Origin of the sequence: Faecalibacterium prausnitzii, assembly GCF_049532945.1 — a bacterium.
In the GTDB taxonomy this organism is placed as follows: domain Bacteria; phylum Bacillota; class Clostridia; order Oscillospirales; family Ruminococcaceae; genus Faecalibacterium; species Faecalibacterium prausnitzii_N.
Map to the genome: position 1 here is coordinate 1,389,186 of NZ_CP186691.1, position 21,678 is coordinate 1,410,863.

Sequence of the window (21,678 nt, forward strand, 5' to 3'; positions counted from 1 at the left end):
GGCGGGGGCTTTCTGTGTCGCAGGAAAAGTTACTGCTGTGCGAAGATCTTTACGTCATCCTTATCCATAAAGGCGGCACCGGAAAAACCGGAAGCTTCCAGCTGGCCCAACTGTTTGCCCAGCTTCTTGCCCTGGGGCAGGATGGTGACTTCGTAGTTGTCGCGCAGAGCGGCGGCTTTGGCGAGGACGGCGGGGAAATCTGCCTCCTTGCCGTACAGCAGGGCGATCTTCTGCTTTGCGCCGGGGATCTGGTAGCCCTGCTCCAGCAGGATGCCACACACCCGCTCGAAGCCGATGGAGAAGCCCACGGCGGGCACCTGAGTGCCCAGGAACTTGCCCACCATGTTGTCGTAGCGGCCGCCGCCGGCCACGGCACCGCTGAACTGCGGGCAGGTGATCTCAAACACCATGCCAGTGTAGTAGCCCTGACCGCGCACCAGACTGGGGCAGTAGGCTACCTGATAGCGGCCTGCAGCCATGGCGTTGGCGGTAGCAAGGACATACTTGAGGTCGTCGGCAATGGCGGGGTCTGCGCAGCGGGCAGCCACGGCATCCAGCGTGACTTCGCCTGCGGCAATGAAGTCGGCCAGTGCGTTGATGGCATTTTCCGGCAGCTGCTTTTCGGTCAGCTCAGCCTTCACACCATCGGCGCCGATCTTGTCCATCTTATCAAAGGTGATGCAGACGGAATCCAGCGTATCAGCGGAAAAACCCATGCTCTCCAGCATCCCGCGCAGGATGCGGCGGTCATTGATGTTGACGGTGAAGCCGGTGAAGCCGATGTTCAGCAGAGCGCGGGTGGTCACGTCGATCAGCTCCACCTCGGCATTGGGGGAAGAATCGCCCAGAATGTCGATATCGCACTGTACGAACTCGCGCAGACGGCCCTTCTGCGGGCGCTCGGCGCGGAACACACGGTCGGTCTGGATCACCTTGAAGGGACTGGGCAGTTTATCCTTGTTGGCGGCATAGTAGCGGCTCAGCGGCAGGGTCAGGTCATAGCGCAGGCCCATATCGGAAAGCTGCTTGGGATCGCCGGTGTTCAGGGCAGCGGTGAGCTTATCGCCGCGCTTGAGCACCTTGAAGATCAGGTTCAGGTTGTCGCCGCCGTCGGATTTGTCCAGATTCTCCATATCCTCCAGCATGGGGGTGGAAATGCGCTCGAAGCCGGACGCACGGTAGGTCTCCAGAATTTTGCCCTGAATGTAATCGCGCAGGGTCTGCTCAGCGGGCAGCAGGTCGCGCATGCCCTTCAATGCCTGTGTTTTCATGGATGATCCTCTCTCTATACCCTCTCAGTCACGCTTCGCGTGCCAGCTCCCCCCAAAGGGGGAGCCATTGGCATGTCGGGCAGGTCTGCACGTTGTCGCCTTCGGCTCTTACGCGGCTGAGCCTTGTCCTCATGGGCAGCATCTGCCTGCCCTTTGCCGCAAGGCCCACGGCTTTTCGGAAGGATGGGCCTGAGCAGCCAGCAGGGCCAGAAACGGCCCGCCAGAGGCTCTCCCTTTGGGAGAGCTGGCGCGTAAGCGCCTGAGAGGGTTATTCTTTTCATAGTACCTCCAATTATAAAAGAATCTGCTCGTTTGTCAATCAAAAAGGGCAGACTAAGGGCAGAGGTGATGCAAAAATGCAGCAGTTTTCTGCAAAACATCCATGGACCATCCTTGCGGCGGGCGCAGCCATTCAGGTGCTCACGGGCATCCCGGCGGCGTGGGGCGTATTCCAGCAGCCGGTCATGGACGAGTACGGCCTGAGCGAGCAGGGGGCAGGCTATGCCTTCGGCATCCTCATTGCGGCGTTCGGCGTGGGGTGCGTCCTCGGCGGCTTTCTGCAGGACAGCCGAGGCCCCCGGTGTGCTGCGCTCTGGGGCACGGCCCTGCTCTGCGGCGGTTTCTTTGCGGCGGCGCTGCTGCCGGGGGAGAAGGGCGGCTTTTTCTTTGGGACGTTCAGCATCCCGGCGGGGCTGGGCACGGCGTTTCTGTACCCATCCATCCAGTCCTGCGCACAGAAGTGGTATGCCGGGCGCAAGGGCCTTGCCACCGGCGTGATCGGCGGGGCGGTGGGCCTTTCCGGTGCGTTCCTCACCGTGTTCGTGCGCACGGCGGTCAGCGGCTTTGGAATCGTGCAGGGCATCCGGGGCGCGTTCTGGGCACTGGGGGCATTGACCCTTCCGGTCTGTCTGGCGGGCAGTCTGCTGCTCATCGACCCGCCACCCGAAAAGCAGCGGCCGGACGAACAGGGCCGGGGCAGGAACACCCCGCCGCTCGACCTGGCCCCCTTGCAGATGCTGGGCACGAAGCAATACTGGCTCTGCGCGGGGGCGGTCTGCTGCTCCACCCCGGCGGTGCTTCTGTTCAGCCCCATCATCCTGAAGCTGGGCGTGGAGCGGGGGCTGGACGAGAACGCTGCATTGTGGAGTGTGGTGCTGGGCAGCGTGGGCAGTGCGGCGGGCCGCCTGCTGATGCCCATGCTCAGCGATAAAATTGGCCGCAGGCCCACCGATCTGCTGCTGTTCGCGGCGTCGTTCGTGCTGTCCGGCGTGTTTCTGTTTGCGCAGGGGTGGGCCGTGGCGGCAGTGTATGCCAGCCTGACCTTCTGTTACTCGGCGCTGGCGGCGGTGCTGCCCGCCCTTTCCACCGATCTGTTCGGCCTGCCGCACGCAGGGGTGAACTACGGTTTTCTGGCACTGGGGCAGAGCGTGGGCAGTCTGGCCTTTCCGTTTGCAGCAAATCTCTGGGGGTTGGAAGCCGGGCGGCACGGGCTGGCCATCGGCGGGGCGGCGGCAGGTTTTGCAGCCATCTGGGCCTTGCAGCCAGTCCAACGGCAAAAACCACCAAAGAAAAACTGAACCTTTTGGCAGACCTGACAAAAAAATATCAAACGAAACGGGAAAAGCATAAAATGTGGCAGTTAGTTACAAATAACAGTCAAAAACTTTGTAGAAAAATTGTCGGAAACGTCTTGAAAATTGCGAAAATGTCCTCTATAATGAAGCTATGCGTGGTAGTACTGGGCGTACCGATGAGAGCGGCGGGCCCGGTCGAATGCAAACGGCAGGGGAGCCCCCCTGCTGCGTGGCATCAATTTGTCAAAAGGAGAGTATGATTATGACCTATTCGCAGCAAGTACAGAATATGTGCCCGATCACCAAAGGTCCTAAGCATGGTCCGGCTCCCATCCCCGAAGAGGGCGCATGGGTCAAGGCCTATGAGATCAAGGACATCAGCGGCTACACCCACGGTGTGGGCTGGTGCGCACCTCAGCAGGGTACCTGCAAGCTGTCCCTGAACATCAAGAACGGTGTCATCGAGGAGGCTCTGGTGGAGACCATCGGCTGCTCCGGTATGACCCACTCTGCTGCTATGGCAGGCGAGATCCTGCCCGGCAAGACCATTCTGGAAGCTCTGAACACCGACCTGGTGTGCGACGCCATCAACGTTGCTATGCGCGAGCTGTTCCTGCAGATCGTCTACGGCCGCAGCCAGACCGCTTTCTCTGAGGACGGTCTGCCCATCGGCGCAGGTCTGGACGACCTGGGCAAGGGCCTGCGCTCCATGACCGGCACCATCTTCTCCACCAAGGCAAAGGGCGTCCGTTATCTGGAGCTGACCGAGGGCTACATCAACAAGCTGGCTGTGGATGCCAACGATGAGGTCATCGGCTATCAGTTCGTCAAGCTGGGCAAGATGATGGAGGATATCCGTCACGGCAAGACCCCCAACGAGGCTTATGAGAAGAACGTGGGTACTTACGGCCGCTTCAGCAAGGAGCAGGGTGCTGTGAAGTACATTGACCCGCGTGAGGAATAAGAGAGGAGGAACAACTCATGGCAACTTTTGAATCTATGGATCGCCGCATGCCGAAAATCGAGGCATGCCTGAAGGCTAACGGTCTGGAGTCTCTGGACGCTTGCAACGAGATGCTCCTCGCTAAGGGCATCGACTGCGACAAGATCGTGCGCGGCGTTCAGCCCATCTGCTTTGATAACGCTGTCTGGGCATACACCCTGGGCACCGCTATCGCCGTCAAGCGCGGCCTGACCGATGCTGCCGAGTGCGCTGCTGCCATCGGCGAAGGTCTGGAAGCCTTCACCATCCCCGGCTCTGTCGCTGAGCAGCGTCAGGTCGGTCTGGGTCACGGCAATCTGGGCGCTCGTCTGCTGAGCGAGGACACCACCTGCTTCGCTTTCCTGGCAGGCCACGAGTCCTTTGCTGCTGCTGAGGGTGCTATCGGCATCGCCCGCACTGCAAACAAGGTCCGCAAGACCCCCCTGCGCGTCATCCTGAACGGCCTGGGCAAGGATGCAGCTTACATCATTTCTCGTATCAACGGCTTCACCTATGTTCAGACTGAGTACGACATCCCCACTCAGACCCTGACCGTCGTCAAGGAAATCCCCTTCTCTGAGGGCGAGCGTGCTGCCGTCAAGTGCTACGGTGCAAACGACGTTATGGAAGGCGTTGCCATCATGAAGAAGGAGGACGTTCAGTGCTCCATCACCGGCAACTCCACCAACCCCGTCCGCTTCCAGCATCTGGTTGCCGGCACCTACAAGAAGTGGGCCATCGAGAACGGCAAGAAGTACTTCTCTGTCGCTTCCGGCGGCGGCACGGGCCGTACCCTGCATCCCGATAACGTGGCTGCAGGCCCCGCAAGCTACGGCCTGACCGACTCTCTGGGCCGTGTGCACGGCGATGCTCAGTTTGCAGGTTCTTCTTCTGTGCCTGCACACGTTGAGATGATGGGCCTGATCGGCATGGGCAACAACCCCATGGTCGGCGCTACCGTCGCATGCGCTGTTGCTGCAGCTCAGGCTAACGCCTAAGTTCGTTTTTGAAATAAGCGTTTCAGCGGTCTCCCGGAACACTCCGGGAGACCGTTTTTGCATTTTCAGGGGCCAAAACTCCACAAAAACTTCCCTTTTTGTTAAAAATGTGGGGAAATGAAATTTGGACGCTTGTGCAAGCTGGGAAAATGCGATACACTACACTTATACAAGTCTGCAACCTGCCGGGTGGTCTGCCCGGACATATAGGAGGAGCATAGCAACATGAACTGGAAAAAGAAGAAGGACACCCCGGAAGCGCAGACGCCCGAAGCGGCTGCCGCAGGGAAGGGCCCGGTCCCGTTCCTGAAAAAGAACTGGAAGTGGCTGGTGCCGGTGCTCTGCGTGGCAGTGGCAGGCGGCGTGTTCCTGCTCCGGCCCCAGCAGGCCAAGCCTGCGAGTGTGGATGCCAGCTACACGGAGGCCGCCCCGGAGCGCCGGGATGTGTCCAACACCCTCAGCGGAACCGGCACTCTGAACCCTGCCAATACCTACACCGTCAAGAGCCTGGTGGATGGCAAGGTGTTGACCAGCAGCTTTGAGGAAGGGGACATCGTGGAGGAGAGCAATGTGCTCTACACCATCGACAGCTCGGACGCTTCCACCAACTTTGAAAAGGCCGAGATCGCCATGCAGCAGGCACAGCGCAGCTACGACAAGACGGCAGACCGCCAGTATGTCCGCGCCGAGGTGGCAGGTGTTGTGAGTGCCCTCAAGGTGGCCAAGGGTGACGAAGTGACCAGCGGTCAGGAAGTGGCGGTCATCCGTGACAGCTCCAAAATGGTGCTGCGGCTGGAGTTCCCGGCAGCAGATGCCGCCACCTTCTCGGTGGGCCAGAGCGCAGAGGTGACGCTGGACGGCACCTTTGAAATGCTGACTGGCACCGTGACCGCTGTGACCGGCACCGATGCCCTGAGCACCGGCAACCTGCTCACCCGCACCGTGACCATCACGGTGAAGAACGCAGGCGGCCTGACCACTGCGCAGGCGGCCACCGCCTCCATCAACGGGGTCAGTTCCATCGGCTCGGCCACCTTTGCCTATCAGGCTGAGCGCACTCTGACGGCGCAGGCGGCCGGCACGGTGACGTCCATCAATGTGCAGGAAGGCTCGGACGTGGCGAAGGATGACATCATCCTCGGCCTGTCCGGCGACGACCTGACCGAGTCCATCCAGTCGGCGTCCGAATCCCTGCGCAGCGCGGAGATCTCGATGCAGAACCTGCAAGACGCCATGAACAACTACACCGTCACCGCCCCCATCAGCGGCACCATCATCGAAAAGGACGCCAAGGTGGGCGATGCCGTCAAGGCCGGCGACACCCTCTGCATCGTCTATGACCTGAGCTATCTGGAAATGAACATCAACGTGGATGAGCTGCAGATCAGCTCTATCTCGGTGGGCCAGAAGGTCCAGATCACCGCCGACGCAGTGCCGGATAAGACCTATGTGGGCACCGTGACCCGCGTTTCCATGAAGGGTACCTCCAACGGCGGCACCACCACCTACCCGGTCAAGGTGCGCATTGATGAGACCGATGGCCTGCGCCCGGGCATGAACGCCAATGCTGAGATCGTGGTGGCACAGGCGGACAACGCCCTCGTCGTGCCCAACGCGGCGGTGGTGCGCGGAAGCTATGTGCTCGTCACAAAGGATTCCCCCAGCGCCGCCAACGCAGACACGGCGATGGAGGCCCCGGAGGGCTTTGTCTATGTGCCGGTCAAGACCGGCGTCAGCGATGACAACTACACCCAGATCGTCAGCGGCATCCAGGAGGGCGACACCATCGGCTACGACCCCAGCTCCGTCAGCAGCGACAGCTACTATGACGACGGCGGATATATCGTGCCATTCTGATAGGAGGAACGATGAGCGCTCTGATCGAGTTTGATGAGGTGTGCAAGTATTACCAGATGGGTGACACCACGGTAAAAGCTGCAGACCACATCACCATGAAAATCGAAAAAGGCGAGTTCGTGGCCATCGTGGGCCAGTCCGGCTCCGGCAAATCCACCTGCATGAACATCATCGGATGTCTGGATGTGCCCACCCACGGAACCTACCGCCTGAACGGAAAAGACGTTGGCAGGATGAGCCGCAATGAGCTGGCATCCGTCCGCAACGAGATGCTGGGTTTCATCTTCCAGCAGTACAACCTTTTGCCAAGGCTCAACCTGATGGAGAACGTGGAGGTGCCGCTGGTGTATGCGGGCATCGGCCGCGCCGAGCGCCACGCCCGGGCCAAAGAGGTGCTGGAGCAGGTGGGTCTGGGCGATAAGCTCAGGAACCGCCCCAACCAGCTTTCCGGCGGCCAGCAGCAGCGTGTTTCCATCGCTCGGGCGCTGGTGCGGAACCCGGCGGTCATTCTGGCCGACGAGCCTACCGGCGCACTGGACAGCCACACCGGCCGCGAAGTGCTGGGAATGCTGCAGCAGATGCACGATGAGGGCCACACCGTGGTGCTCATCACCCACGATAATTCCATTGCGGTGCAGGCAGACCGCATCATCCGTCTGGAGGACGGGCGGGTGGTCTACGATGGCGATGCCCATGCACCGGAAGCCATAGTGCAGCCCACGCTGCTGCCGGAGACCCCGGAAAAAACGCCGGATGAGGAGGAGAAAGCATGATTATTGAAACCTTCCGTCAGGCCATCCAGAACGTGTGGAGCAACAAACTGCGCACCTTCCTTACCATGTTGGGCATCATCATCGGCGTTATGGCAGTCATCGTCATCGTGGGCTTGGGCAACGGCATGACCAAAAGCATGCGCGACAGCTTTTCGGCACTGGGTACCAACACCCTGAACATCAACGTCTGGGGCTATGGCTCCCGCACCATCTCGGTGGACGACGTCTATGCCATCGCCGAAAAGAACCCGGAGCTGATCCAGTCCATTTCGCCGCAGATCGATTTCAGCGGCAGCGGCACGCTGAAGATCGGCACTACCAGCTACCGCTGGCTCAGCATCTACGGCGTGGATGAAGACTACACCACCCTGAAGAACTACACCATTGCCAAGGGGCGCGGCCTGCAGTACATGGATATGAAGGATAACAAGCATGTGTGTGTCATCGGCGATTACCTCAACCGTGTGGCCTTTGGCGGCAACGGCCTTGGCCAGACGCTCAAGATCGGTGCCAACAAGTTCCGCATCGTGGGCGTGCTGGCGGCCAAAGTCAGCGACCCCAGCCTGCAGGAGGGCTCGGATGACGCCTGCGTCTATCTGCCCTACACCACGGTGATGCGCCTGTCCAACACGTCCACGGCTCAGAGCTACATCGCCATCATGACCGACGAGAGCAAGGCCAACGATGCCAAGGCCGTGATGGAGGCAAGCCTGTACAACCTGTTCAAGAGCGAGAACGCCTACTATGTCTACAGCGCCAGCGAGTGGCTGGAGGAAATGAACAACATGATCAACATGGTCATTGTGATCCTGACCGGCATTGCCAGCATTTCGCTGCTGGTGGGCGGCATTGGCATCATGAACATCATGCTGGTGTCGGTGACTGAGCGCACCCGCGAGATCGGCATTCGCAAGGCACTGGGTGCCAAGGAACGCACCATTCTGTCGCAGTTCGTGGTGGAAGCAGCCACCACCTCGGCGCTGGGCGGTTTCCTCGGCATCGTGCTGGGCTATGTCGTCTCGATGGCGGCCAACCGCATCCTGCCCATGGTCGCATCCGGCGTGGATGTCACGGTCAGCCCGTCCTTCAATTCCATCGCAGTGGCCTTTGGCATCTCGGTGGGGATTGGCGTGCTGTTCGGCTACCTGCCCGCAAAGCGCGCAGCGCGGCTCAACCCCATTGAAGCCCTGCGGTATGATTAAGGAGGTTCCCCAGATGAAAAAACGTCTTCTCGCATTCCTTCTCGCGGTCAGCATGGCCGTGTCGATGCTGGCGCTCCCGGCCGCAGCGGCGGGCAATGCCAACACTGCCGTGCAGCTGTCCATCACGCTGGACGGCATGGACTCCAGCCAGACGGCGGCGCTGAACGCCGTGGTCACCCGCGGGGCCTTTGCCCGGATGCTGGTGGCCTATTCCGCCTTCCGGGAGAGCGTAGGCTCGCAGGGGGCCGTGGGCACCCTGTACAAGGACCTGCCCGGCAGCTCGGCGTATGCGCCCTATGTGCGCATTGCGGTGCAGCAGGGCTGGATGAACGGCTATACTGATGGTACATTCCGCCCGGATAATACGGTCACGCTGGAAGAAGCCTGCACCGCAGCGCTCAAGCTGCTGGGCTATAAAATGACCGACCTGAGCGGCTCTTTCCCGCTGGCGCAGCTAAACAAGGCCAGCGAGCTGGGTCTGCGCAATCAGCTGGAGCGTCAGCAGGGCGAGGCTCTGAATTATGAGGAGTGCGCCATCCTGTTCTACAATGCGCTCACGGCCAACGCCGCCAGCGGCAGCGCCTACGGCACCTCGCTGGGCTTTACGGTTTCGAACGGTCAGGTGGATACGTCCAGCGTCATGCTGAGCAGCCTGAAAGGCCCCTTCATCGCGGACGGTATTACACAGCTGCCCTTTGCCCCTGTGAGCGTCTACCGCAACGACAAAGTCTCTTCTTCCGCGGAGCTGACGAAGTACGATGTGTATTATTACAGCGAAAGTCTGCAGACTGTATGGATCTACACCCGCAAAGCAGCAGGCCGCATCACTGCCGTTTCGCCCAGCGCCAGCGCACCCACGGCCATTACCGTGGCGGGCAGCACCTACACCCTCGGTTCCGCGGCCGTGGCCTCGCAGGTGTCCTCCCTGAACGGCGGCGGCGTGGGTCAGGTCGTGACCCTGCTGCTGGGCATGAACAATGAGGCTGCCGGCATCGTGACCGGCGAGGAGGCCGACAGTGTCTTCTACGGCGTCGTCCAGTCCTCCGCCCGCAGCCTCATCGAGGAGAACGGCGCGGACGTGCTGCAAAAAGTGGCCGTCCTCTGCACCGATGGCATCACCCGCACCGTGAATGTGGATAAGAGCCTGAATTTCCCGGCGGGCTGGCTGGTGGAGATCACCGTAGGCCCGGACGGCGAGAATGTGGAGCACGTCAGAGGCCGCTCGACCAGCGGCACCATCAACGAGAACGCCACGGCCCTGGGCGATGCCGCCCTTGCCGACGATGTACAGATTCTGGATACAACTGCGGAGGGTGTGGCTGGGACGGTTCGTCCCAGCCGCCTAGCGGGGGTCACACTGAGCAGTTCGGACGTCCGCTACTACACCGTCAATGAGGCTGGCCAGATCGACCGCCTGATCCTGAATGATGTCACCGGCGACCTGTGGACCTACGGCGTGCTGGATGACGTGAAAAACCTCGCGGCCAATTACACCGACCTCAAGAGCTTCATCACCAGCTTCAACGCCGATGCAAATTCGTCCGGCGGTTCGTCCGCGGCGGGCGGAACCACCACCGGTAACAAGAACGGGACAACGGGGTCTGCCGATTCCACGACGCAGGGGACCGTGACCGACCAGGTCACGAGCCTTCTGGTGCCCACGACGAGCGAGATCCTGTGGGGCATCGTCTCCGGCGATATCCTCTCCACGGCCTGGCAGAAGCTGACCAGCAACACCGGTTCGCTGCTGAGCATCGGCTTCAAGCAGGTGGCCGAGATCACCGGCACCCCCTTCAAGCAGATCCTTCAGTTCATCGGCGGCGGCGCGACCTACGTGTGCTACGTGAACGGCTCGCCCGCCAGCTTCAGCACCGCCATCAAGTACCCGGTCATCGCGGGCGGCGTTGCAGTGCGGCAGGAGACCACCGGCTCGGTCAAGAGCATGGTCCAGCTGATGCCGCTGAAGATCGACCGCGTGGGTGCAGCGTCGGTGCTGTCGGGCAATACCCGCTATGAGATGGCCGACGATGCCCAGGTCTACCTGTGGTACAAGGGCCAGTATTACCCCACCAGACTGGCCTCCGTGAACACCGACGAGTACAAGCTCACCGGCTGGTACGACAACTTCGGCTGCACGGCAGGCAAAAAGGTGCGGGTCATCATTGCGGTCAAGAACGATTGATGCAAATCGAAAACGGCGGCGTTGGCCGCATTCTGCGGCAGCTGCGCTGGGTGCTTTACCCGCGCCGCTGCCCTTTTTGTGACCGGGTGCTGGGGTCGGTGAGCGCCTGCCCTGACTGCAAAGAGGAACTGGAAACGCTGCGCCGCCGCCCGACCTTTCGTCTGGCCAGGGAGCGACACTACATCAAAAATCTGGAAGGTGCCGCCGCGCCCTACCGCTATGCGGGCTGCGTCCGGCGGGGCGTGCTGCGGGCGAAGTTCCAGGCTGCCCCGTGGGCTGCCGATGAGCTGGGCGTGGAGATGGCACGGCTTCTGTTCGGGAGCGAAGTCCGGATGCGCAGCTTCGGGCCGGAGGTGGAGACCGTACCAGGCCTTGCCATCGGCTACAACTGCGTGGTGCCGGTGCCGGCTTCCAGCCGGGTGCGCGGGTACAACGTGCCGGAGCGGATGGCCCGGTCCGTGGCCCGCGCAGTGGGTGTCCCGCTGGAGCCGAAGCTGCTGGTCCGCGCCCGCTCCGGCAAGCGGCAGGAGGGCCTCTCCTTCGATGAGCGGCTGGTGAATGTATCTGGCGCGTTCCGTGTGACAGACCCGGAACGCGTGGCAGGGAAGCGCATCCTTCTCGTGGATGATGTCATCACCACCGGTGCCACCGTGACCGCCTGCACCCAGGCCCTGCTGGCAGCCGGTGCCGAGAGTGTTTTCGCCGTGGCGCTGGCGACCGTGGAACTCGACACCCCGCGAAGCCCGACCGAAGCCATCTTGGAAAATTCTGAGGAGGATTTTTGAAAAAAGTGCTTGACAAAACCGCCCTCGTCGGGTATACTAATTGAGCTGTGAGCGATAACCGCTTGCAGATATCCGGGTGTAGCGCAGTTTTGGTAGCGCGCTTGAATGGGGTTCAAGAGGCCGTGAGTTCGATTCTCGCCACTCGGACCATAAATCCAACGATTTCACGTTAGAAATCGTTGGATTTTTTTGTTTATAGGCTGACCTCATTTGGTTTTGACCACAATTTTGACCACAATGCCAACGATTTTATCTGGTCTAATTAGTGCCGTTCCATCCAATTTTCAGGCCGAAAACGCCTCACTGAACAACTGGATCGCACTCTGCCGAATGGATTCCTGAACATGGAGATAATGCTCAGTCATCTCGGTGTCGGCATGGCCTACGATGCTCTGGATGGTCTGGATATCCACGCCCAACGCCTGCATCTGCGATACATAGGTGTGGCGGCAGCTGTGCGGTGTGAGCAAGCGGACATCGCCCGCTTCTTCCAGAGATTTGCGGAACACATCCCGGAAATGGGTGGGGTTGCAGGGCAAGCCGGTCTTGGGGCTTTCCCAGATGAACTGGTCGGTGGTATCCCGCAGCTTGATGGCACACGGGCGAACATTCAGCGGCACCGGAATATCCCGGATACTGTCTTTGGATTTCGGACTGCCGATGCTGACTGTACCTTTTACGACCTTTACTGCCTGCCGGATGTGAATGACAGAGCCATCTTCTTCAATAAACTGCGGCTCCAAAGCCAGAAGTTCCTGCATTCTCATTCCAGTGCCGAGCAAAAGCCGGATGCTCAAGCCCATGCGGTCATCGGGCAGCACCTTCATCAGGTGCGCGACTTCCGCTGTGGTGAAGGCTTCCTTGCGTTTTGCAGTGCCGGATGCCCGCATCTTTTCAGCAAGCCGAACCGGGTTGCGGCGCACAAGGTCATTGGCCTCTGCCTTTTGAAAGATCTGGTAGAGCATCCCTCGTGCCTTGCTGATGTAAGAATCCGAGCGGCCATCACGCCGCATCCCTTTCAGAAAGTTTTCAATGTCGATGGGGCGTATGACGGTCAAGGGGCGATGGTAAAATCCCTCTTTGAGCATTTTCAGGCAGTATTTATAGCTTTCCTGTGTCGTGGGAGCGATATTATCCCTGTGACCCTCGAACCATGTATCCGCCCAATCCTCGAAGTACAGGATCGTGTCCAGCTGGACACCGCTGATAAGCGCATCCTGATACTCTTTCAGTTTGAGCTTGACCTCCTTCTGAGTCTTGCCATAGAAGGTCTTGAAGCGCGGCGAACCATCTTTCTGGTAGCCGTCCATCATACGTAATTCCCAGCGACCATCGCTGCGGTGGCGAAGCGTACCCTCGCCGTGTGAACGTTTGCTTGGCATATTGCCTCCTTCCTGATGTCAAGTCGTTTCGGGAATAGTATAGAAAAAGAAACCTCTTGAATCAAGGATGTCAAATCAGCCATTTACGCTGTCCGTGATCCACTGAAGAAAACGGTCTTTGGGTACAACCATCCGCTTACCGATGTGGAGCGTGGGAAAGCCGTCCGAACGGAGCAGGATGTAAGCGTTGGCGCGGGAGATGCCCAGCGCAGCAGCGATATGATCGGCTGTCAGGGTGATGGGAAGCTGCTCATACGAAGTGAACTGAGAGCGCATAGAATACCTCTTTTCTCTATATGTTGTGTTGAATGAATACAGGAACACTATATATTGCACTTTGATATGTAACAAGGGGCATCTGCGGTTTGCGGATGCCCCTTGTGTATATGGGAGGAATGCCTGTGAATGTCAGAATTTCATCGGCAGGGCATCCTTGCGGCACTTGCCGTTGTAGGCCATATAGATGGGAAAAACGTATTTCTTCCATCCGCGCAGCTTTGCGGGGTCGTCCTGCCCGATGCGGTAAATATCGACCGGGTGGATGTTGCGCAGAGCACGGATCAGCCGTTCCTCGCTGAACTCACCGTGATACAGTTCCACAAAGTGCATCATGCCCCGCAGGACAGATGCCCGGAACGAATCAGGCTTGCCCTCCCATGCAGCCACGATCAGCCGCATCGTTTCACAGTAGAGCGGTTCGCCCATCTGCTTGTAGAGTCGGAAAGCCGTACCAACGCAGCCGATGCGGTAATCGGTCAGCTGCTGGCTGTCATAATTGAGACTCAACCCCACCCGGTTGGTGGCTGCGAGGAAAGCCTTGGAAATAGCATCGCCGCCTACGACCTTGGCGCGGAGCTTGATGCCAGCAGTCAGCGGAGCGGAAAAGCCGTTCTGTTCGGCAAAGAGCAGGGCTTCCTGCTCCACGGTCATGCCCGTGTACACCTTGCAGAGAATCGGCAGATCCTTGCCGCCGTTGCGGAGGATGCGCCCCTCGATGGTGTGCTGCCCATCCGTTACGATGAACTGACCGTTGCGGAAACTGACCTTCGGCTCATTTGCCACATATTCGTTGAAGTGGGCGGCAATCAGTTCCACACGCTTGCGCTCCACACCGCGCTGATACAGTTCGCGGGGGTAGACCAGCTTGCTGCTGTGGATGACCATGAGCTGGTACGGCGGGTTGACATGGATGAAGGGATTGGTGTTGTCTTTCAGGCGCATCTCATTTCCTCCTTGATTCGCCAGATGTATTTTTCAGCTTCTTCCAGAATCTCAGCGACCTGCTGCTTACGCTTCGGGATGGTGAGCAGACTTGGGTTGAATGTGAAGCTGTATTCCAGCCGCTGGATCATTGCGTGTACCGCAGCTTCCAGTTCGGTATACACCATCATCTCCTCTACGCTCCCAGCGTCCTCAAAGGACGATTTGATGGGTGTGTAGGGATAGAGGGGCGGCTTGCCGTCAACCACCTCAGGCGGCGCGTAAGCCGCCGTAGAGCGGATGATGGGTGGAAGCCGCTGAATGCTCCCCATCGGGTTCAGGGCAAGGCTGGCACGGACGGCATCATCCACCCGGTTCATTTCCTCCGGGGTGAGGTGTCCGAGGAATTTCAGCACCCTGCTTTTGTCTATGGTAAAGATCTGCTCTGCCTGAACGATGGACGGAACGGAGAGAAAATCGTTCACCAGCAGGCAGTGGGTCGGCTGGGTATACTTTTTTGCAGACTTGCTTGTCAATGTGGCCACGATCAGCGTGGGCGAGTAAAAATTTCCCACATTGTTCTGGAGAACGACTGCGGGACGATTCCCGCTTTGCTCTGAACCGATGGCGTTGTCGAAACGGGTGAAGAAAATGTCTCCACGCTGGAATTTCCAGTTTTGAATCAAAAGCTGCCCTCCTTTTACAATATGTACACCGCCCGCTGCACCTCCTTGGCAGTGTGCGGTGTGTTTGTTCAGCGGTTCATCACAACGTAGTCATGACCGCGCCGGGTCTGGCAGACAGTGCAAGTGTCCATGCTCCGGTCTGCGCTGGGAACAATGGCGATTTTGAACGCTTTGGATTCTACAAAACTGCAAAGGCAGACACCGCAGAGGGTACGGATGGAACGGATCATTTCCGGGGTCAGTTCCATTTCCTCGTAGATCGCTTGCTCTAAGATGGTACGGTCGTTCTCGTTCATAAAACCTCCTATGTAGGACAAAAATGTGGATATATGGAATAAGTAAAAAGAACAGACGTGGACGAAGACCGAAAACAGCATTCGGCCACGCCTGATTTAATAAGTTAAGGTCTCTCATATTCGCCCTCGGCTCCCTGAGAGTGGGGAATCATCTGGCGGCGGGCTTGTACCGCTCCATTGGCATCTCAACCACCCCGTCTACTTTCTGACCGGGCCGCGAATTACGGAAGTATCATTATCGGAGTACCAGATGACGGAACTATTCAGTTTTCAAGGAACGGCTGTTCGGACGTTTCACTCTGCGGCTTGTGCCGTCTGGTGAATTGCCCTCTCACTTGGTAGGCATCGAGAATGGTCAATCCATAGCATCAAAATCAAACTTTTTCAGAAAATTAGTAATTCTCTTGATTTTTATGCTAATAGTTGGCTGCGACACCCCTAATACTTTAGAAATTTCAGTAACCGTGTAGCCCTCATAGGCGTACATGGTGACGAGATTGAGGTCTGCATCCGATAAATTTTCAAGAGCAGACAGCAAACGCTCGTGCTCAATTTCGCCGATCCATGTGAAGCGGCTCTTGGTTTCACGGTAGTGTTCGGTAATAGAAATGGCTTCCTGATACTTGTTCATAAGGGGCGAGTAGGCTTCTTCGCCCTGCTCAAAGGACGGGGCAGCGATTTCCTGTGTGTGGTTCTGGTAAGAACGCGTAGCATTGAAAACAGACCAGTCATACTCATACATTGCCTGAATCACTTCAATGCTCATGCCAGCGTCCTCATACTGCTTGCGCATGATAGCCCACTGACGGTCAAAGTTCTTCTTTTCCAAACCATAATTAAAGCCCATGTGTAACCTCCAAATTTTCGATAAAACGTGAAATGTCGAAAATTTGGAAACACTACGGATATTTCGCCATCTGGGGCAGCCATGAAAAGAGGGTAAACATAAAACCTGCTCCTTTTCGGGAGCAGGCCATCTGAAGCTATAAAAAATAGCCGGACAACAGCCGACCGAAAGATTGAAGATCTTTCAGTCAAGCTGCTGCCCGGCTATTTGGTGCTACGTTTCATACATCACCCGGAGGTGACGGCCCGTTGCTCGGTGCGAACAGTCCATATTCAGAGTGCTTTGCACCCGATTCTTATGAAACCAATGCTTACTTGGCTCGAATGGAAAGGTTGAGCCATAACATTTCCCGGCAACGCCAGCATTTTATGTGGATGAATCCAGTGCAGTCGGCGGTCATTCGATAGAGCTTTATATTGCACTTGGGGCAAAACTGCCAGAGTTCTGTAATTGCTACCTTCTTATGATCGAGCATGACTTTCCCTCCCAAATATAAAGTTTGCTGCGGTATTATGGGAGAAACGGCGGACTGCGGCACTTTTGTTCCAAAAGCGCAAAAACGCCAGCCTCCCATTGAGGGAAGCTGGCGCAGTACAGCATATCGGCACGATTGTGGGTGGCAGAATGGAACGATTGTGCCTGTTTCGGAGCGGTCTGGTCTACGGCAGCAGACAGGCTTTTTTTGATGCGTTACCCCAATAAAAAATCACAGTACCCTCCATAGACGGTAACTGTGATCTTGTGGCGCAAGGAATCGCCCGGACGAGTTACCGTTTTTTTATAACTCGACCGGGAAACGCAAAAATCGGCATTATACTTCCTGCTCGCAGGAAATACAAGGTTATACCGCATCATTCACCAGAACGATACAATACTATTGAGGTGAACGATGATGCCGAATTCCGACTTGAAGTTACTTGGAGAAAAGGTTCGCACGGAGCGCAAGCTGGCAGGTTTAACACAAGAACAGCTTGCTGAACGTTGCCATGTTTCAACAAAGCATATTGCCAACATTGAAAAAGGTAGCATGAATCCATCTTACGAAATTCTTTTGGCGATTGCTCGCGTTCTGCCGATTTCGCTTGATGCACTGATTACTCCGGGAATGGACAAGACGGAAGTAGAATTAAAAGAGTTCAACCGAATCTATCTTTCCTGTCCAGAAGCGGTGCGAGAAACCTTAATGGACTCGACCCGCACACTGGCAAAGCATCTGACAGAGTTTTACAGTAAGATTGAAAATCCCTGAAAATGTTTTGCTTGTGGTACAGTATAGCACATTTTTCAAAGTCACTATACCAAAACGAACCCAAAAACAAACCAATTTCATACCAATTCAGTCGATTCCCAAGCTGATCTGAATCTCTGTTTCCAAATCATTTGCCAATGCCGTATATAGTTCTTGTGGTGTGCGGCAAAGAATTGCATTGAAATTGATAGGGTCGCCCTCATTGAAAAGCCTTACATATCCCCAGCGGCATGGAACAACGTCCAAATAGGTCGCAGACTCTAAAAAGCTATGGAAGTGGGTCAATACTTCTTCAAATGTTTGCATGGTTTGACCTCCTGAATTAAGTCATCTCTATTTTAGAATATTCTTGGTCATCTATGCAAGGATGCCGATTTTGTACAGCACAGAAAACGATAAAAGCCATACCGAAGAATCCTACTAGGATCTCACGGTATGGCTTTTATTACAGATTGCGATTCAATCGCACCGATTCCGATGATGGGACAAATTGATATCCAATGTTGGAAACCGTTTTAATATAACGGGGGTGATCTTTGTCATCCTCTATTTTCTGGCGGATTCGACCGATCGTGCTGGTGACGGCTCTCAAATAGCTTTCGCTGTCCTTATGCCAGACTGCTTCAAAGATTTGCTCCTTTGTAAACAGTTTGCCCGGATGCTGTGCCATCAAACTCAAAACACCGTATTCATAACGACTCATGTACACCTCTGTTCCGTGTTTGAAAACACGGTGGTGTTCCAAGTTGATTTCCAGATCGGGACGGCTCAGAGCGTCTGTGGGATTTCGCATCAAATCGAACCATTCAAAAATCGTCTGCTCTTGCGGTGGGCAGTGATCCTTCGTGATGCGAACAACAACTTCGATTTTTTGCATACAATAGACAATCCTCCCCCCAAAGCCAAATCTATATCACTCGATATGGAAAATCGGGTGTAGCTCGCATTTCCGCATTGACCGTGCACTACGATGCCGTGTGCTTTAGCCGCCGTCGTTTTTGGAATCCCGAAAGTTCAGAGCTGCCATCAGGCATCCAAACGCACCCGCCCAGAGAAGGCCGGTATAGAGCCATCCTTGGAGAATGGCGAAAATCCCCCCTGCGATCAGCAGCAGGATGCCAGCCGTTAACAGCAGACGTGCCGATAACAGCTCCATCTTAGGTATCCCTTTCTGTGCGAAGATAGTGCTGCACCCGGTGGACGTCCCCAGAACGAACTGCAATGTACCACAAGGATTGAGTCACTGCTCCGGTAGGCATTGGTGTATTCAGCGGCACCAGAAGCAGTGCCGCCCGCACCTTGTAGGGAATATTGTTTTCGCCATACGACGGCTTTTTTTCTTTTGCCGTCGTCCGGCAGAATGTTATTCAATATTTAATTCAATGCTTCCTGTGAAACTCTCGCATTCAATTCCGATATAATTTCCACCATCAGGAAGTGTAATTGTGTCACTATAAGTTCCGGTTGTTTCAATCAAAGTGACTGCTTTATCAGATCCAGAAATCCAAAATACTTTTGCAGTACCTTCCGTAACCTCCAAAGTGCAGTCAATAGACAGTTCCTTACCGGCTTCTCTTTTTATGGAAGTTCCTCCGAACAAATACTCTGTATCTGAAAAATCCTCATAATCAGCCGTATAAGTTCCCGTATAATCATCGATTCCTTTTTCTTTTGTTCCTTCCAAAGATGACTTTCCTGTAAGCTCTATGGCTCCAGCCGACTGAACGATATTATTATAATGATCGAGAATTTCATCTTTTGAACAGTCAGAAAGCATAAAACTTCCCAAAAGGACAAATGCCAATGCTAAAACTATTTTCTTCATAAAATCATCACCAGCCTTTCTTTGGAGCTACCTTTTTGGCCTTTTTCTTTGTTTGGGTTGATTCTCGTTCTTTCATGCACAAAATCAAGATGGCAGAAATAACGACAGCAAGCGCAAGACTGCAAGAACAGGTTCCGATATTCCAGTTGACTGCGGTATCATAGCTACGGTAGCCTACCATTCCAAGACTTGCGGTAATCGGATAAAGGTTTGCTAATGTCATATTTCCTGCGGCAAACATCCCTCCATATCCATAGACAAAAGCAATGATTACACCGACTAAAAAGCTGCCTGCCCTCCGACAAGTAAGAGCGATAATCGGCAGAACCGCAAGATATAAAAAGAAATTAACCGCAGTAATCTGCAAGGTTGCTTTTAGAGCTAAGGAAATCTCAAAGCCGGGAAATCCCACAATCATTTCTGCTATGATTGTAAACAGACTGCATATCAGCCCGAAAATAATAGACAATACGCCGCACACAATCAATTTTCCGGTCAACAGTTTTTTAAAAGAAATCGGCACAGTCAGAATATTTTTCAATGTGTCATCCGTCTGCTCACGAGAAATCATATATCCAGCAATTAGGCTGATACACATCGGAAAAATCATGGACATATTGTTTTTGATGACCTGTTCTGTAAGATAGGCAAAATCCCAAACGGAACCATCATTCGCCATAGAGGTAAACAAGGTCAGCAGGACGGATAGGAGCATGAGTGCAACGCCCGCCCAAAGGATATGATACCTTTTCAATTTATAAAATTCTGTTTTTACAATGCGAACCATGTTTATTCCCCCCTCTGCTTATATAATCTGTCAATCAGTAAGAACGAAACGAATGCCATAATCCCAAGAATGAATACAACTTGAAATGTTGAGGGAATTAGCCCTGTCATTTGCTCCAAGTCCATTTTTATTCCATGAGCCGCCATATCTCCCGCACTCCAAAATGTAGTCAGTGGCGTGGGCAGAAGCCATAACATAGTTTTAGGCAGTGTGTCAAACAATGCCGTAGCACTCATGTTCAGAACGCTGTAAAAGACACACAACAAAATGGAAAAAACATAGGTCTTACTGAAAAAGACAACAAGGACAATCAACGGGAGTGTTCCTGCCGTAATGAAGATCCCCGTTTCAACCGCCAAAAACAGCTTATAACCAATTCCATAAACTTCTAATGTTCCAATTCCGCAAAGAATTGTTGCAATGGTAGAAGCCACGCAAAAAACAATTCCAAAGATAAACAGGACAATAATCTTTGCAAGTACCATTTGCGTGCTGGTTACGGGAATTGTACGCAGATTTTTGAATGTATCGTTGTCGCGTTCCATAAAAAACAGAATAGCGGCAATCACTCCGATAATGCAGGGCAGTAAAAACTGGATACCATATCCCAACACCATGTTAAATAGTCCATCGAAAGCATCTGCCCGATCCGTATATCGCTCCATCATAGAGGGCGTTGTCATCAGATAAGTCAGCGGGATTGGAAACAGGAACGCAGCCAAAATAATCAGCGGAATAAATTTCTTCCGTTTCAATTTCAAAAATTCGCATTTGATTAGTTTAAGCAATTCCTTCGCCCCCTGTCACACGCTTGAAGTAATCTTCAAGACTTTCTTCACAGGTATGTGCTTCTGATACCTCCAATCCGTTTTCTACAAAAGCAGTTACAATTTTCCCCACGGGTAGCTCCATATTGTGTAGACGCAGATTGTGGTCGTCCTGTATGGAAAAATGGTTTTCATGGAAATTGCGTTCCAAAATTCTTGCTGCCTGTGCAGTATCAGAGAGCGTAAAACGGATATGCTTACTGCTTTTTTGCTCCAGCTCCGCAAGGCTTTCTTCTTCCAGCAACGCGCCGTGGTCGATAATTCCAATATCGTCAGCCAGCAAAGAAATCTCCGAAAGAATGTGACTGGAAATCAAAATAGTTTTTCCTCTTGCGTCGCAAAGCTCCCGAATAAAGGAGCGTACTTCTGCAATACCGATGGGATCGAGGCCGTTGATCGGCTCATCCAAAATCAAAAGCTCCGGATCGTGCATAACGGCAAGGGCGATGGCAAGCCGCTGCTTCATACCAAGAGAATACTGTGAAAAGAGCTTTTTATCTTTGTAGGGCAGTCCTACCAGATCCAGAGCATCTTTGATAGCATGATTGTTTGGTACGCCCCGCAGAGTAGCAAAGATACGCAGGTTCTCTGTGCCGGTCAGATTGGGATAAAAACCGGGGGACTCAATCAGGCTTCCGATACGGGGCAACAGCTTCTTTTCGTTCCCTTGCAAAGACTTTCCCCAGATTTTGACCTCCCCGGAAGTCGGCTTCGTTAAGCCCAACAGCATTTTCATGGTAGTGGTTTTTCCGGCTCCGTTTCTGCCCAGCAGACCGTAAATTCTCCCAAACTTCACATGGATATTTAAGTCAGCCACACTCTTTTGTGAGCCGTATTGCTTCGTCAGATTTTTTGTTTCAATGATATAATTTGTATCCATATTCAAAACCTCCTGTTCTGTAAGGTATTCTATCATGCCAACCTTGCATTAACCTTGCCGCAACCTTGCATTAAC

General features: G+C 54.9%; 23 protein-coding genes and 1 tRNA gene. 10 read left to right on the forward strand and 14 right to left on the reverse strand.

Features of this window, described 5'->3' with window-relative positions; all coding sequences use genetic code 11:
• Nucleotides 1-29: 29 nt before the first annotated feature.
• On the reverse strand, nucleotides 30-1,271 hold the full coding sequence (hisS, locus tag ACNQFG_RS06935) for a histidine--tRNA ligase (RefSeq protein ID WP_423406431.1): 1,242 nt from the start codon (nucleotides 1,269-1,271) through the stop codon (nucleotides 30-32).
• A gap of 356 nt (nucleotides 1,272-1,627) precedes the next feature.
• Here hisS and ACNQFG_RS06940 point away from each other — a divergent pair, with 356 nt between their 5' ends.
• The 9 genes from ACNQFG_RS06940 (at nucleotide 1,628) to ACNQFG_RS06980 (ending at nucleotide 11,774) form a co-directional block, all read left to right on the forward strand.
• A complete protein-coding gene (locus ACNQFG_RS06940; protein WP_423406432.1) occupies nucleotides 1,628-2,848 on the forward strand; it encodes an MFS transporter in 1,221 nt (406 codons plus the stop codon).
• Nucleotides 2,849-3,107: 259 nt separating this feature from the next.
• Nucleotides 3,108-3,809 carry an iron-sulfur cluster assembly scaffold protein gene (locus ACNQFG_RS06945; RefSeq protein WP_044953520.1) on the forward strand — a complete coding sequence of 234 codons (702 nt, stop codon included), beginning with the start codon at nucleotides 3,108-3,110 and terminating at the stop codon, nucleotides 3,807-3,809.
• A gap of 17 nt (nucleotides 3,810-3,826) precedes the next feature.
• Entirely contained in the window at nucleotides 3,827-4,825 is a 999-nt protein-coding gene (locus tag ACNQFG_RS06950; RefSeq protein WP_005935035.1) for a GGGtGRT protein, read from the forward strand.
• A 225-nt stretch (nucleotides 4,826-5,050) separates the two neighbouring features.
• Nucleotides 5,051-6,682: an efflux RND transporter periplasmic adaptor subunit gene (locus ACNQFG_RS06955; RefSeq protein WP_423406433.1), complete on the forward strand. Its 1,632-nt coding sequence runs from the start codon at nucleotides 5,051-5,053 to the stop codon at nucleotides 6,680-6,682.
• 11 nt (nucleotides 6,683-6,693) lie between these two features.
• Nucleotides 6,694-7,455 carry an ABC transporter ATP-binding protein gene (locus tag ACNQFG_RS06960; protein WP_423406434.1) on the forward strand — a complete coding sequence of 254 codons (762 nt, stop codon included), beginning with the start codon at nucleotides 6,694-6,696 and terminating at the stop codon, nucleotides 7,453-7,455.
• Entirely contained in the window at nucleotides 7,452-8,657 is a 1,206-nt protein-coding gene (locus tag ACNQFG_RS06965; protein ID WP_423406435.1) for an ABC transporter permease, read from the forward strand. The genes ACNQFG_RS06960 and ACNQFG_RS06965 overlap by 4 nt, the downstream gene beginning before the upstream one ends.
• 13 nt (nucleotides 8,658-8,670) lie before the next feature.
• Nucleotides 8,671-10,839 (forward strand): S-layer homology domain-containing protein, encoded by a 2,169-nt coding sequence (locus ACNQFG_RS06970; RefSeq protein ID WP_423406436.1) that lies wholly within the window; start codon nucleotides 8,671-8,673, stop codon nucleotides 10,837-10,839.
• Nucleotides 10,839-11,624, forward strand: coding sequence for a ComF family protein (locus tag ACNQFG_RS06975; RefSeq protein WP_423406559.1), 786 nt, complete (start codon nucleotides 10,839-10,841; stop codon nucleotides 11,622-11,624). The genes ACNQFG_RS06970 and ACNQFG_RS06975 overlap by 1 nt, the downstream gene beginning before the upstream one ends.
• A gap of 72 nt (nucleotides 11,625-11,696) precedes the next feature.
• A tRNA-Pro gene (locus tag ACNQFG_RS06980) sits at nucleotides 11,697-11,774 on the forward strand.
• A 134-nt stretch (nucleotides 11,775-11,908) separates the two neighbouring features.
• On the opposite strand, the gene ACNQFG_RS06985 is transcribed toward ACNQFG_RS06980, so the two are convergent.
• From ACNQFG_RS06985 to ACNQFG_RS07010, 6 genes are all read right to left on the reverse strand, one after another.
• Complete coding sequence (locus tag ACNQFG_RS06985) at nucleotides 11,909-13,006, reverse strand: tyrosine-type recombinase/integrase (RefSeq protein WP_227611936.1); 1,098 nt, start codon at nucleotides 13,004-13,006, stop codon at nucleotides 11,909-11,911.
• A gap of 75 nt (nucleotides 13,007-13,081) precedes the next feature.
• Nucleotides 13,082-13,282, reverse strand: coding sequence for a helix-turn-helix domain-containing protein (locus ACNQFG_RS06990; protein WP_223387377.1), 201 nt, complete (start codon nucleotides 13,280-13,282; stop codon nucleotides 13,082-13,084).
• A gap of 132 nt (nucleotides 13,283-13,414) precedes the next feature.
• Nucleotides 13,415-14,227, reverse strand: a complete 813-nt coding sequence (locus ACNQFG_RS06995; RefSeq protein ID WP_423406437.1) for a DUF6551 family protein — start codon at nucleotides 14,225-14,227, stop codon at nucleotides 13,415-13,417.
• A complete protein-coding gene (locus ACNQFG_RS07000) occupies nucleotides 14,218-14,892 on the reverse strand; it encodes a type II toxin-antitoxin system PemK/MazF family toxin (RefSeq protein WP_423406438.1) in 675 nt (224 codons plus the stop codon). Before ACNQFG_RS07000 ends, ACNQFG_RS06995 begins: the two co-directional genes overlap by 10 nt.
• Nucleotides 14,893-14,960: 68 nt before the next feature.
• Nucleotides 14,961-15,188 (reverse strand): hypothetical protein, encoded by a 228-nt coding sequence (locus tag ACNQFG_RS07005; RefSeq protein ID WP_173015354.1) that lies wholly within the window; start codon nucleotides 15,186-15,188, stop codon nucleotides 14,961-14,963.
• A gap of 355 nt (nucleotides 15,189-15,543) precedes the next feature.
• Entirely contained in the window at nucleotides 15,544-16,035 is a 492-nt protein-coding gene (locus ACNQFG_RS07010; RefSeq protein WP_423406439.1) for a sigma-70 family RNA polymerase sigma factor, read from the reverse strand.
• Between the two features lie 889 nt (nucleotides 16,036-16,924).
• Here ACNQFG_RS07010 and ACNQFG_RS07015 point away from each other — a divergent pair.
• Nucleotides 16,925-17,284 carry a helix-turn-helix domain-containing protein gene (locus ACNQFG_RS07015; RefSeq protein ID WP_418268279.1) on the forward strand — a complete coding sequence of 120 codons (360 nt, stop codon included), beginning with the start codon at nucleotides 16,925-16,927 and terminating at the stop codon, nucleotides 17,282-17,284.
• A gap of 87 nt (nucleotides 17,285-17,371) precedes the next feature.
• Here the strand turns inward: ACNQFG_RS07015 and ACNQFG_RS07020 are convergent, their stop codons facing one another.
• From ACNQFG_RS07020 to ACNQFG_RS07050, 7 genes are all read right to left on the reverse strand, one after another.
• Nucleotides 17,372-17,590 (reverse strand): hypothetical protein, encoded by a 219-nt coding sequence (locus ACNQFG_RS07020; protein ID WP_097773622.1) that lies wholly within the window; start codon nucleotides 17,588-17,590, stop codon nucleotides 17,372-17,374.
• 139 nt (nucleotides 17,591-17,729) lie between these two features.
• Complete coding sequence (locus ACNQFG_RS07025; protein ID WP_005946641.1) at nucleotides 17,730-18,161, reverse strand: winged helix-turn-helix domain-containing protein; 432 nt, start codon at nucleotides 18,159-18,161, stop codon at nucleotides 17,730-17,732.
• Nucleotides 18,162-18,266: 105 nt separating this feature from the next.
• The gene (locus ACNQFG_RS07030) at nucleotides 18,267-18,440 is read right to left on the reverse strand and encodes a hypothetical protein (RefSeq protein WP_179859180.1); all 174 of its coding nucleotides are present in this window, start codon (nucleotides 18,438-18,440) and stop codon (nucleotides 18,267-18,269) included.
• A 207-nt stretch (nucleotides 18,441-18,647) separates the two neighbouring features.
• A complete protein-coding gene (locus tag ACNQFG_RS07035) occupies nucleotides 18,648-19,109 on the reverse strand; it encodes a hypothetical protein (protein ID WP_055186328.1) in 462 nt (153 codons plus the stop codon).
• A gap of 7 nt (nucleotides 19,110-19,116) precedes the next feature.
• Nucleotides 19,117-19,896, reverse strand: coding sequence for an ABC transporter permease (locus ACNQFG_RS07040; RefSeq protein ID WP_097773623.1), 780 nt, complete (start codon nucleotides 19,894-19,896; stop codon nucleotides 19,117-19,119).
• A 2-nt stretch (nucleotides 19,897-19,898) separates the two neighbouring features.
• Nucleotides 19,899-20,684: an ABC transporter permease gene (locus ACNQFG_RS07045; protein WP_024738632.1), complete on the reverse strand. Its 786-nt coding sequence runs from the start codon at nucleotides 20,682-20,684 to the stop codon at nucleotides 19,899-19,901.
• Nucleotides 20,677-21,603: an ABC transporter ATP-binding protein gene (locus tag ACNQFG_RS07050; protein ID WP_097773624.1), complete on the reverse strand. Its 927-nt coding sequence runs from the start codon at nucleotides 21,601-21,603 to the stop codon at nucleotides 20,677-20,679. The genes ACNQFG_RS07045 and ACNQFG_RS07050 overlap by 8 nt, the downstream gene beginning before the upstream one ends.
• Nucleotides 21,604-21,678: the final 75 nt, after the last annotated feature.